Below are 12,126 nucleotides of genomic sequence, written 5' to 3' on the forward strand. Positions count from 1 at the left end.
GCCCCTCTTACTATTTCGACGATTCCCGCGATGATCGCCGTCGGTTTCTAGAAGGGTGGTGGTTCGCAGTCGCGGGCAAGGGCTTCAGCGAGTAACTGCTGTTGGCGTTGTTCTTCGGCGATCAGTTCGCTGCGTTGGCGGCGTTCAGCGACGATACGGGCGCGACGATCCTGCTCGCGAGTTTGCCTGCGCCGCGGCATCGTCGCCAACCGGTCGGCGCCGTCGTCGGGCTCGATGCGCGGCGGTATCACGAGTTCGCCCGTCGACTGCCCGAGCGCCGGAAACATGGCCGCCCCATGGGGTTCGGTGCGCCACAGGTGCCCCGTCGGCCCGATCAACTCGATCGTGCCGTCGGGCAACTGCCGGTCAGACCACCCGCCTATCCCACACAGGAACGTCTTGATCAGATGATGGGTGCGGCAGTAATGCTTGGTGTTCGACGGATGCGTCGGGCCGTACGGCCAGGGCACCGTGTGATCGACATCGCAGCGCTGCACCGGCTTGTCACAACCCGGCCACCGGCAGGTGAGATCGCGCCACTGCAGAAAATCGGTCAACCCGGCGCTGGGCCGATACCCGTTGTCGGCAACGGCATCAGCGTGCGGCACCACCACCGGCTTCAACTGCGCGTTCTCGGCGATTCCTCGTACCGATTCGGCCGGCAGCACCCCGAACCCGGGCAGATAGCCGGGCTTGTCGCTGCTTCCATCGAGGGTGGCGTGTTCGGCGAGCAGATGCACCACCGCCGCGGTAGCCGCGGCGTGTTGTGCAGCCGCCGGGCAGTCATCGGATCCACACTGGCAAGCCAGCCTGGACTCCAAGCGTGACAGCGGCCCGCACGCATCGGAGCGGCGCTGCTCTTTGGTGCGCGGATCCTTGTCGCAGACCGTCGCCGCAAGCGCATCCAACCGCTGATCCAACGCGGCCCCGACTTCGGCGCGCAGTGAACCCGTTACCGCGGCCACTCCGGGGGTGTCGGTCGGGGTTATCTCGAAGTAGCGGTGCTTGTCGACCTCCGGCGGCACCCGCACCGCGGCCGGATCGTAGTCGGCGACAAACACATCGATACGATCGCGCAACTTGTTCTTCGACAGCTTCATCCACTTCTCGACCCGCCCGGCCAGCGCTTCATCCAAGCCGGCGATGATGTCGTCGTCGACGTTCTCGGTGCGCGCGATGATCGTCGCCACCATCCGGTAATCGATCACTCCCCGGCAAAACCTTCGAAGAATCTGCGGCAGCCGCTTGCGCAACGTCACCGCCACCCCGACCTGACCAACCGCGCGGGCATGGCTGATGTTCTGCACCGCCGAAATCTCGGCCGCGACCGCAGTTATGGAATCGACGGCACACAAGTCGGCCAACTCGAAACCCGGATTCCGCCGCTCGAACAACTCCCCAACCGACGCCAACCGCCGCCCCATCGCCGCGGACTCCTCGCGAGTCTCCTCACCCATGAAGGTGAGCAACTCCGCATCGGACACGGTCTCGAACATACGTTCGATAGTACTCGGAGGGTCTGACGTTCGCTCGAAATTGCCGGGAAACCCGACCGGATCAGCGGTTGCGGCGACTACGCAGCCAGCGACGCATCCGCCCGCCGGATTTCTCCGTCGGCGCGGCGTCAGCGGTCGCCGCCCCAGTCGCAGGCTCCTCTTCAGCTTCAACCTCATCGACCAGTTCTTCGGCCTCGGCTTCACCTTCGACCGCGACGTCGTGCGCCTCCGAGGCATCGGCCAACGCGTCGCTGGCCTCCTCACCCTCAACAGCGCCGACACCACCCGCTTCAGCGCCCTCACCGGCCTCGACGGACTCCTCCGCCTCGGCAACATCCTCAGTCAAGGCCTCAGCCTCAGCGACAGCCTCCGGCTCCTCTTCAGCCTCAACCTCATCGACCAGTTCGGCCTCAGCCTCACCCTCGACCGCGACGTCGTGCGCCTCCGAGGCATCGGCCAACGCGTCGCTGGCCTCCTCACCCTCAACAGCACCGACACCACCTACGTCAGCGCCCTCACCGGCCTCGGCGAACTCTTCTGCCTCGACGGACTCCTCCGCCTCGGCAACATCTTCACTCAAGGCTTCACCCTCAGCGACGGCCTCCGGCTCCTCTTCAGCCTCAACCTCATCGACCAGTTCCTCGGCCTCAGCCTCACCCTCCACCGCGACGTCATGCGCCTCCGAGGCATCGGCCAAAGCCTCGCTGGCCTCCTCACCCTCGACAACGCCGACACCACCTAAGTCAGCGCCCTCCGCCGCCTCGACGGACTCCTCCGCCTCGGCAACATCCTCACTCAAGGCTTCGGCCCCAGCGGCAGCCTCCGGCCCCTCTTCACTCTCAACCTCATCGACCAGTTCTTCGGCCTCAGCCTCACCCTCGACCGCGACGTCGTGCGCCTCCGAGGCATCGGCCAACGCGTCGCTGGCCTCCTCACCCTCAACAGCACCGACACCACCCACGTCAGCGCCCTCACCGGCCTCGGCGAACTCCTCTGCCTCGGCAACGTCTTCCGCCGGCGCGACCGCCACATCCTCAGTCAAGGCCTCAGCCTCAGCGACAGCCTCCGGCTCCTCTTCAGCCTCAACCTCATCGACCAGTTCTTCGGCCTCAGCCTCACCCTCGACCGCGACGTCGTGCGCCTCCGAGGCATCGGCCAACGCGTCGCTGGCCTCCTCACCCTCAACAGCACCGACACCACCCACGTCAGCGCCCTCACCGGCCTCGGCGAACTCCTCCGCCTCGGCAACGTCTTCCGCCGGCGCGACCGCCACATCCTCAGTCAAGGCCTCAGCCTCAGCGACAGCCTGTGCGTCCTCGCCATCCGCGGGCCCGCCAACAAGTGCCTCGTCGGCCCCCGCCCCGGGGCTCGGCATTGTCTTCCGCCGGCGCTTCGGCCACAACCTCTGCCAAGGCTTCGGCCTCTTTACGACAGCCGCTGCGCGCACGTCGTCGTCGGCCTCGCCAACAGGCGCCGCCACCTCGGCGTCATCGGCCAAGGCCTCGGCCTCAGCTTCGCCCTCGACCGCAACGTCGTGCGCCTCCGAGGCATCGGCTAGCGCGTCGCTGGCCTCCTCACCCTCGACAGCGCCGACACCACCAACGTCAGCGTCCTCACCGGCCTCCGCGAACTCCTCCGCCTCGAGAATGTCTTCGGCCGGTGCTTCGGCCACATCCGCGGTCAAGGCTTCGGCTTCGACGAGAGCCTCTGCCGTCTCCGGCTCGTCGCCTTCCACGGCAAATTCCTCGGCATCTTCGAGGTCGTCGGCGGGCACGCCGGCGACGTCCGCGCCGAGCTCCTCGGCCGAGATGTCCTTGAGTGAGCCCTTCTCGTCGTCGTCGTCGGCGGCCGCGGCCTTGGCAGCTGCCACCACGCCGGACGTCGCGGCGAGGGCGGCCAGATCCTCGGTGACTTCCTCGACCGGCGACCAGCCCTCCCGGGCCTTACCTTTGAGCGTCGCGGGATCCTCTCGCCCCTTCGGAGCGACCATGATGTACACGACGGCACCGATGAACACGAACGTCGCCGTGAACGAGTTGATGCGGACGCCTTCGATCAGCGTGGCATCGTCGACGCGCAGCAATTCGATCCAGAACCGGCCCACGCAGTACCCGGCTACGTACAACGCGAACAAGCGACCATGACCGAATTTGAACCGCCGGTCGACGTAGATGAGAACCGCGAAAACCAGTAGGTTCCAAAGCAATTCGTACAAGAAGGTGGGATGGACGAGGTGGACTACTTCACCCGTCGAAACACCGTTGAGGTTGTCCACCATGCCGGCTGAGTCTCTGCGCTCGTAGATCTTCAGCGCCCAGGGCAGGGTCGTCTCGCTGCCCCACAACTCCTGGTTGAAGTAGTTGCCGATTCGGCCGATCCCCTGCGCCAGAATGATTCCCGGGGCGATCGCATCTCCGAACGCCGGCAGCGGAATGCCTCGCCGACGGCAGGCGATCCACGCGCCGACACCACCAAGGGCGACCGCACCCCAGATGCCGAGACCGCCGTCCCAGATCCGGAGCACACCGACCAGACCGGCGCCGTTGTCGCCGAAGTAGCGCCACCAGTCCGTGATCACGTGGTAGAGCCGGCCGCCGATCAACCCGAACGGCACCGCCCACAACGCAATGTCGTAGATGACCCCACGCTCGCCGCCGCGGGCCTCCCAGCGTCGGTCCCCGATGATGAGCGCCGCCACGATGCCGGCGATGATGCACAAGGCATACGCGCGAATGGGCAGCGGGCCAATCTGCCAGACGCCCTGCGCCGGGCTTGGGATTGCGGCGAGGAGTGTCGTCGTCACGCAGAAATCCTCTGCCTGACACCGTCCGCAAGCTCGGCGGTCAGCGTCCCCACCGCGTGAACACCGCTCTGCAGCGCCGACACCAACGCCGATCCCACGATCACCCCGTCCGCATATGCACCGATCTCGGCGGCCTGCGGTCCAGACCGGACCCCCAGTCCGACGCCCACCGGGATGTCGGAGACGGCCTTCACCCGGCGCACCAATTCAGGCGCGGCCGTCGACACCGCATCTCGCGCACCGGTCACCCCCATCGTCGATGCGGCATAGACGAATCCACGCGACGCGCGAACGGTCATCGCCAGCCGTTCCGGCGTTGACGACGGCGCCACCAAAAAGATCCGGTCCAGGTCGTGGGCCTCCGACGCCTCCAACCATTCGGCAGCTTCGTCCGGAATCAGGTCCGGGGTGATCATCCCGAGCCCGCCGGCCGATGCCAGATCCCTGGCGAAAGCGTCGATGCCCCAACGCAGGACGGGGTTCCAGTACGTCATCACGACGGCTCGCCCACCGGCGTTGCTGATCGCCTCCACCGCCGCCAGTGAATCACGCACGCGCACTCCCCCATGCAACGCGGCTTCGGTGGCCGCCGCGATCGTGGGACCGTCCATCCCGGGATCTGAGTACGCGACGCCGACCTCGACGAGGTCGCACCTGTTTTCTACCAGCGTCGTCATCGCCGAGATCGACGTCGGCACATCGGGGAATCCGGTGGGCAGGTAGCCGATCAGCGCACTGCGGCCCTCGCTTCGGCAGTTGTCGAACAATGAAGCCAGCCGACTCACCGCGCACCGTCCAGCAAGCCGAACCACTTCGCCGCGGTCTCGACGTCCTTGTCGCCGCGCCCGGACAGGTTCACCAACACGATCGAGCCGGGACCTAGCTCCCGGCCCAGTTGAAGAGCGCCTGCGAGACCGTGCGCGGACTCGATCGCGGGGATGATGCCCTCGGTGCGGCAGAGCAACGAGAACGCGTCCATCGCCTCGGTGTCGGTGATCGGCCGATACTCTGCGCGACCGATGTCCTTGAGGAAAGCGTGCTCGGGTCCGACCCCCGGGTAATCCAAACCCGCTGAGATGGAATGTGATTCGATGGTCTGCCCGTCTTCGTCCTGTAACAGGTACGAGAACGAACCCTGGAACGCACCCGGTGAACCACCGGTGAAAGTGGCTGCGTGACGGCCTGTTTCGACGCCGTCACCGGCCGCTTCGTAGCCCACCAGGCGTACCTGGGCATCATCGATGAACGCATGGAAGATCCCGATCGCATTCGACCCACCGCCGACACACGCGGTCACCGCGTCGGGCAGCCGCCCCGCCTGCGCCTGGATCTGTGCGCGCGCCTCCAGGCCGATCACCCTCTGGAAGTCGCGCACCATCGTCGGGAACGGGTGGGGTCCTGCGGCGGTGCCGAAGCAGTAATAGGTGTTGTCGGCGTTGGTGACCCAGTCGCGGAAGGCTTCGTTGATCGCGTCCTTCAAGGTCTTCGAGCCCGCCTCGACCGACACCACCGTGGCGCCGAGCAACCGCATCCGCGCCACGTTCAGCGCCTGGCGAGCGGTGTCGACGGCGCCCATGTAGATGATGCACTCCAGGCCGAGCAGCGCGCACGCGGTCGCGGTCGCCACGCCGTGCTGGCCCGCGCCCGTCTCTGCAATGACCCGCGTCTTGCCCATCTGCCTGGCCAACAACGCCTGGCCGAGCACGTTGTTGATCTTATGAGATCCGGTGTGGTTGAGGTCTTCTCGCTTCAGGAAGATTCGAGCGTCGCCTGCGTGGTCGGACAACCGCTCGGCTTCGTAGAGCGGTGACGGGCGGCCGCTGTAATCGCGCTGCAACCGGTCCAACTCGTCGAGGAAGCCCTGATCGCCGCGTGCCTTCTCGTAGGCCGCGGTGACCTCCTCGATCACCGCCATCAGCGCCTCGGCGACGAATCTCCCGCCGTAGACCCCGAAGTGCCCACGCTCGTCCGGATCGTGGGCGGTCGGCTCTGCGATGGCCGCGCTGGAACGAGGCAGCTCAGGCCCGGCGAAATCGGCCACTTCTCAACGCGCTGGTTTCGGGCACGACGGGTGGGTGCCTGCGGTGACCAGATCGGCGACAGCGCTGCGAGGATCACCGCTGGTGACCAAGCCCTCGCCGACGAGCACCGCGTCAGCGCCCGCGCCGGCATACGCCAGCAGGTCGGCGGTGTCGCGAACCCCCGACTCGGCGATGCGGATGACGTCGGTCGGCAGGCCCGGCGCGATGCGCGCGAAGCAATCACGGTCGACGTTCAGCGTCTTGAGATCGCGGGCGTTCACACCGATCACGGTGGCACCGGCCGACAGCGCACGGTCGGCCTCCTCCTCGGTGTGGACCTCGACCAACGCGGTCATCCCCAGCGACTCGGTCCGCTCGAGCAGCGACTCGAGCACCGGCTGCTCCAGCGCCGCGACGATCAGCAGCAGCATGTCCGCACCGTGTGCCCTGGCCTCGTGGATCTGGTACGGCCGGATGATGAAATCCTTGCGCAGCACCGGTATTGACACCGCGGCGCGTACCGCGTCGAGATCCTCGAGCGAGCCGTTGAACCGACGCTGTTCGGTCAGCACGCTGATGATGCGCGCCCCGCCGCTCTCGTAGGCGCCCGCCAGTTCCGCCGGATCCGAGATTGCCGCCAGCGCGCCGCGCGACGGGCTGGCACGCTTCACTTCGGCAATCACCGCGATGCCCGGCGCACGCAGGGCCGCCATCACGTCGAGCGGCGGCGCTGCATCCTTGGCCTTGGCCTTGATCTCGGCGAGCGGAACGGCTGCTTCGCGGGCGGCAACGTCGGCGCGGACTCCCTCGATGATCGAGTCGAGCACGGTCGCCGAACTCATGAGTGCCGCATCCCTTCCCCCGACAGTGCCGAACGATCTTCAACCACGAAGGGTAGCCGCCACCGCACCATCGGTGATCACCGGCCCTTGTTGTCCGGATCGGCCGGGTCACGGGTCGGATCCGAGCCCTCGTCGAGGGCGTCCCAGATCGCGCGTTCGGACATCTCCTGCGCGGATTCCTCGGGCTGTTCGACGCGTCGGACGTACCGCGCGGCACCGGAGCGCTCGCTGCCCGCGGACCTCATCAACAGCACCGCGCACACCAACGCCAGCACCGCCGCAACCACCGTGACCACCGCCCCGGCGTAGTGGCGCTGCGTGTCGAGCAGATCCGCAACGGGCGCCTCCGCGATGTGCGAGGCCCGCACCGCGACGTCGGCGATCACCCACAGGCTGATCGCGAGGTAGGCGGCTCCGGCGCTGGCCGCCGCGACCACCACGGCCAAAACCCGCAGCGGCCACCCACGCACGGCCAACGCGGCGATTGCGGTGGCCATCAGCAGCACCGCCAGCGGAACCAGCGCCGTGGACCATGTACCGCCGGACAGCGCGACGGTTCTGGGCTGGCCGAGACCGTCGAACGACGTCACCTCCACCCAGGTCAACCGCGACGCCACCCACAGCCCCGCCGCGGCGAGCACCAGGCCGAGCTGGGCGGCCCTGATCACGGCTCGGTCAGGGTTTCGGCGGCGGCGATCGCGTTGAGCACCGCACGGGCCTTGTTGGCGGCCTCGGTGTACTCGTAGGGGCCGTTGGAATCCGCGACGACGCCACCGCCCGCCTGCACGTACGCGGTGCCATTGCGCATCAGCGCGGTGCGGATGGCGATCGCGAAGTCGGCGTTGCCCGCGAAGTCCAGATAACCGAGCACGCCGCCGTAGAGTCCGCGACGGGTCTTTTCGACCTCCTCGATCAGCTGCATCGCGCGCACCTTCGGCGCTCCCGACAACGTCCCCGCCGGGAAACAGGCGGTCACCGCGTCCAGCGCGGTCTTGCCCTCGGCCAACAGCCCGGTCACCGTCGACACCAGGTGCATGACGTGGCTGTAGCGCTCGATGTGGCTGTAATCCTCGACGTGCACCGTGCCCGGCTGGCAGACCCGGCCCAGGTCGTTGCGGCCCAGGTCGACGAGCATCAGGTGCTCGGCGCGTTCCTTCTCGTCGGACTGCAACTCCTTCTCGAGCAGCAGGTCCTCCTCCTCGGTCGCGCCGCGCCACCGGGTGCCGGCGATCGGGTGTGTGGTCGCCCGGCCGTCCTTGACCGTCACCAGCGCCTCGGGGCTGGAGCCGACGATCGAGAAGTCCGGCCCCCCTGCGGCGTTCGGCACATTGAGCAGATACATGTACGGGCTCGGGTTGGACACCCGCAGCATCCGGTACACGTCCAGCGGATCGGCCTCGGTGTCCATCTCGAACCGTTGGGACGGCACCACCTGGAAGGCTTCGCCGGCCTCGATGTCGCCCACCAGCTTGTCGACGATTGCGCCGTACTCCTCGAGGGTGCGTTGGGCCCGGTGCAGTGGGTCGGGTCTGCTGAACGTCGCCACCGACGACGGCAGATGCTCACCGAGCGCTTCGGTCATCACATCGAGGCGGGCCACGGCGTCGTCGTAAGCCCAGTCCACCCGCTCGTCGGTGCCGTTCCAGTTGACCGCGTTGGCGATCAGGGTGATGGTGCCCTCGTGGTGGTCTACGGCGGCGATGTCGGTGGCCAGCAGCAGCAGCATGTCCGGCAGGCCGAGGTCGTCGACGGTCAGCGACGGGAGCCTCTCCAGCCGCCGGACCATGTCGTAGGCGAAGAAGCCGACGAGCCCGCTCGACAACGGCGGCAGGCCGGCAAGCGGCTCGGTTCTCAGCAGTTCCAGCGTCGCGCGCAGCGCCTGCAGCGGGTCTCCGCCCTGCGGCGCATCTTTCGGCGTCGTGCCCAACCAGACGGCCTCGCCGTCGCGCACGGTCAACGCCGACGGCGCTCCCGCGCCGATGAACGACCAGCGCGACCACGAGCGTCCGTTCTCGGCCGACTCCAGCAGAAACGTGCCGGGGCGATTCGCGGCCAGCTTTCGGTACGCCGACAGTGGGGTCTCACTGTCGGCGAGCACCTTGCGGGTCACCGGCACCACGCGGTGCTCGGCGGCCAGTGCCCGAAAGTCTTCGCGTGAAGTCGTCACAGCGAGGCTGGCGGTGGTCTGCACGGGTCAAGTGTCCCAGACACGCGCCAGTGCCGAGGACGACGCAGGCGTCAGCGGGCTGGTCAGCACGACCGGAGACTGCGCCATGAAGCGCGGTGTCGTGCCCCGATGCTCGTCGGCGGCATGCACGGTGAACGGGTGCAGCACGTACATGTCGCCCGGCTCACCCGTGGCGCGGCTCACGGGTCGCGCCGCGCTCGCCGAGTCGACGATGCGGCCCATCTCGGCGAGTTCGACCCGCTCGGGTCCGAGTACTTGTGCCACGTCCCGGTGCGAGCCCGCCCTGATCCGCGTCGGCGCGTCGTCCGGCCCCACTTCGGACAGCAGCGTGAGGACCAACACAGTGTGCGGGCGTCCGGTGACCGTCCACGCGCCGTCGGGTTCTGGCGTGTTGGCGTCGATGTGCCAACCGCGGTCCTCCCCGGGTGGGTAGACGGGAAACCGAACCGGGATGTTGCCGAGCGAGCCGCGTGGCGACCATCCCCGACACCGCAGATGCGATCCAGCGCCGCAGCCAGTTTTGGGCTTCGGGCCAGTGCGCCGAACGGACCCGCGCCGGTCAGGTCGCTGGCCCAGCAGACCGGCTTGACCCAGTTGTGGGGCTCTTCGGGCGACAGCCCCAGTTGTTGCCACAACGCGGCCCGCGCCGCATCGGCGACATCGCGCGGCGCCGCTCCTTCGATCTTCACGTAGCCGTCGCGGAGAAACGCGCCGATATCCACCATCGGCCCGAGGCTCTCACGGAAACGCACTCCCGCACCAACGGTTTTCATGTCCGCGGCGTAGCGTGGCCCCCATGAAAACGGGCGATCGAGTTGCCGAGTTCGAGCTGCCGGACCAGACGGGCAAGGTGCGAAGCCTCACGGAGTTGCTCGCCGACGGGCCGATCGTGCTGTTCTTCTACCCCGCCGCGATGACTCCGGGATGCACCAGGGAGGCGTGTCACTTCCGCGATCTGGCGGCGGAATTCGCCGTGGTCGGGGCGAGCCGGGTGGGCATCAGCACCGACGCGGTCGACAAGCAGGCGAAGTTCGCCGACAAAGAGCGGTTCGACTATCCACTGCTGTCCGACAGCGACGGTGCGGTCGCAACGCAGTTCGGCGTCAAACGTGGTCTGTTGGGCAAGTTCATGCCGGTAAAGCGGACGACGTTCGTCATCGACACCGACCGCACCGTGCTGGCCGTGATCGCCTCGGAGGTCAACATGGCCAGCCACGCCGACAAGGCCCTCGACGTGTTGCGGCAACGTCAGTCGGCGTGACTCCGGTTCTGGAGCTTGCCGATGTGACGTTCCGTCGCGACGGCAAGCAGATCATCGACGGTATCTCGCTGACCGTGAAGGCAGGCGAGCATTGGGCGTTGCTGGGCCCCAACGGCGCAGGCAAGAGCACGCTGCTGGGGTTCTGCGCCGCAGTGCAATTCCCGACGACCGGGACGGTGCGGATCCTGGGGCGGCAGATGGGCCGCGTCGACCTCTCGCAACTACGGCATTCCATCGGCCACGTGAATCCCCGCCACCGGCTGCAGTATTCCCTCACAGTTCGCGAAGTGGTGCTGACCGGTATCACCGCGACGATCGACCTGCCGATGCGCTGGACACCCACCGACGAACAGCGGGACCGTGCCGACGCGATGCTCGCGGCGGTTGGCCTGTCGCACAAGGCCGACGCCGTATGGCCGACGCTGTCACAGGGCGAGCGGGGCCGGACTCTGATTGCGCGGGCACTGATTTCGGATCCTCGGCTGCTGTTGCTCGATGAACCGAGCACCGGACTGGACGTCGCCGCGCGCGAGCAACTGCTCGAGACGATGGATTCGCTCGACGACACCCACCCGGAGGTGGCGTCGATCCTGGTGACCCACCACCTCGAGGAACTGCCCACCACGACGACGCATGCGCTGCTGATCTCCGAGGGCCGCATGGTGGCCAGCGGCCCGGCCCGCGAGACGGTGACCACCGACAACGTCACCGCGGCATTCGCGCATCCGGTGACGGTCGGCTACGACGACGGCCGGTGGACGGCCCGGGCGAAAGTTTCGGGGGCCATCCGCATCATCGACGTCTAGGTCGTCAGGTGTTCGGCGAACCAGTCGCCGGCAAGGGCGGCCACGCGCTCCAGCGCCCCGGGTTCCTCGAACAGATGGGTGGCGCCGGGGATCACCTCGATGTGGTGGGGCGCGGCCAGGTCGCGGCCGGCGATCTCGTTCGCCTCGAGAATGCGGGGGTCGCGGCCGCCGACGATCATCAGCGTCGGCGCCGTCACGTCGCGCAGCGCGTCGCCGGCCAGGTCCGGGCGGCCGCCGCGGGACACAACCGCACGCACCGATTCGTCGCCGGCCGCGGCGATGAGCGCGGCAGCGGCACCAGTGCTCGCACCGAACAGCCCGACCGGTAGGCCACGCACCGCGTCATGCTCGCGCATGCGGTCGAGGGCCGAGAGCACGCGGTCGGCCAGCAACCCGATGTCGAACCGCAGTTCGCGGGTGCGCAGGTCGATCTGCTCCTCGGCGTCGGTCAGCAGGTCCATCAGCAGGGTGGCGAAACCGCGCTCGCGCAGCGCCTGCGCGACGAGACGGTTGCGGGGACTGAACCGGGAGCTCCCGGTTCCGTGCGCGAAGACGACGAGACCCTTGGCGTCCGATGGCGCTTCGAGGTCGCCGAGCAACTCGGCCATGCCCCTAGATTTGACACCCGCCGGTACCCACCAAACATCGCCTACTGTGCAGCCATGACGGTCGAGCTTTCCTGCGGCCGGCCACCAGGTCCCGTTTTCTG

At 67.8% G+C, this 12,126-nt stretch carries 10 protein-coding genes and 1 pseudogene; 2 read left to right on the forward strand and 9 right to left on the reverse strand.

What is annotated here, in order from left to right:
* Nucleotides 1-47: 47 nt before the first annotated feature.
* The 8 genes and pseudogenes from G6N18_RS05045 to G6N18_RS05080 all read right to left on the reverse strand — a co-directional run bounded on the left by G6N18_RS05045 (nucleotide 48) and on the right by G6N18_RS05080 (nucleotide 10,075).
* Nucleotides 48-1,673, reverse strand: a complete 1,626-nt coding sequence (locus G6N18_RS05045) for an HNH endonuclease signature motif containing protein (protein ID WP_407663553.1) — start codon at nucleotides 1,671-1,673, stop codon at nucleotides 48-50.
* Entirely contained in the window at nucleotides 1,558-4,299 is a 2,742-nt protein-coding gene (gene lgt, locus G6N18_RS05050; protein WP_163689807.1) for a prolipoprotein diacylglyceryl transferase, read from the reverse strand. Before lgt ends, G6N18_RS05045 begins: the two co-directional genes overlap by 116 nt.
* Nucleotides 4,296-5,084, reverse strand: coding sequence for a tryptophan synthase subunit alpha (gene trpA, locus G6N18_RS05055; protein WP_083006325.1), 789 nt, complete (start codon nucleotides 5,082-5,084; stop codon nucleotides 4,296-4,298). The genes lgt and trpA overlap by 4 nt, the downstream gene beginning before the upstream one ends.
* Nucleotides 5,081-6,340, reverse strand: a complete 1,260-nt coding sequence (gene trpB / locus G6N18_RS05060; RefSeq protein ID WP_083006323.1) for a tryptophan synthase subunit beta — start codon at nucleotides 6,338-6,340, stop codon at nucleotides 5,081-5,083. Before trpB ends, trpA begins: the two co-directional genes overlap by 4 nt.
* A 3-nt stretch (nucleotides 6,341-6,343) precedes the next feature.
* Nucleotides 6,344-7,162 (reverse strand): indole-3-glycerol phosphate synthase TrpC, encoded by an 819-nt coding sequence (trpC, locus tag G6N18_RS05065; protein WP_067221118.1) that lies wholly within the window; start codon nucleotides 7,160-7,162, stop codon nucleotides 6,344-6,346.
* 77 nt (nucleotides 7,163-7,239) lie between these two features.
* The gene (locus G6N18_RS05070; RefSeq protein ID WP_083006321.1) at nucleotides 7,240-7,830 is read right to left on the reverse strand and encodes a TIGR02234 family membrane protein; all 591 of its coding nucleotides are present in this window, start codon (nucleotides 7,828-7,830) and stop codon (nucleotides 7,240-7,242) included.
* Nucleotides 7,827-9,353, reverse strand: a complete 1,527-nt coding sequence (locus G6N18_RS05075; RefSeq protein WP_067221111.1) for an anthranilate synthase component I — start codon at nucleotides 9,351-9,353, stop codon at nucleotides 7,827-7,829. Before G6N18_RS05075 ends, G6N18_RS05070 begins: the two co-directional genes overlap by 4 nt.
* Nucleotides 9,354-9,356: 3 nt before the next feature.
* Nucleotides 9,357-10,075: pseudogene (locus G6N18_RS05080) on the reverse strand (phytanoyl-CoA dioxygenase family protein).
* A 71-nt stretch (nucleotides 10,076-10,146) separates the two neighbouring features.
* Here G6N18_RS05080 and G6N18_RS05085 point away from each other — a divergent pair.
* Nucleotides 10,147-10,611, forward strand: a complete 465-nt coding sequence (locus G6N18_RS05085) for a peroxiredoxin (protein WP_067221103.1) — start codon at nucleotides 10,147-10,149, stop codon at nucleotides 10,609-10,611.
* Nucleotides 10,608-11,417 (forward strand): ABC transporter ATP-binding protein, encoded by an 810-nt coding sequence (locus G6N18_RS05090; RefSeq protein WP_083006319.1) that lies wholly within the window; start codon nucleotides 10,608-10,610, stop codon nucleotides 11,415-11,417. Before G6N18_RS05085 ends, G6N18_RS05090 begins: the two co-directional genes overlap by 4 nt.
* Here G6N18_RS05090 and G6N18_RS05095 read toward each other — a convergent pair.
* Nucleotides 11,414-12,025, reverse strand: coding sequence for a dienelactone hydrolase family protein (locus G6N18_RS05095; RefSeq protein WP_083006317.1), 612 nt, complete (start codon nucleotides 12,023-12,025; stop codon nucleotides 11,414-11,416). The two genes, G6N18_RS05090 and G6N18_RS05095, sit on opposite strands and share 4 nt — an antisense overlap.
* Nucleotides 12,026-12,126 lie beyond the last annotated feature (101 nt).

The sequence above is a fragment of the Mycolicibacterium celeriflavum genome (genome assembly GCF_010731795.1).
GTDB classification, from domain to species: Bacteria; Actinomycetota; Actinomycetes; order Mycobacteriales; family Mycobacteriaceae; genus Mycobacterium; species Mycobacterium celeriflavum.

Bases quoted from the DNA above. Each gene is read 5' to 3' on its own strand.
- G6N18_RS05045 (WP_407663553.1), bottom strand. From the start codon at position 1,673: ATGAGGTTGAAGCTGAAGAGGAGCCTGCGACTGGGGCGGCGACCGCTG.
- trpC (WP_067221118.1), bottom strand. From the start codon at position 7,162: ATGAGTTCGGCGACCGTGCTCGACTCGATCATCGAGGGAGTCCGCGCC.
- G6N18_RS05085 (WP_067221103.1), top strand. From the start codon at position 10,147: ATGAAAACGGGCGATCGAGTTGCCGAGTTCGAGCTGCCGGACCAGACG.
- G6N18_RS05095 (WP_083006317.1), bottom strand. From the start codon at position 12,025: ATGGCCGAGTTGCTCGGCGACCTCGAAGCGCCATCGGACGCCAAGGGT.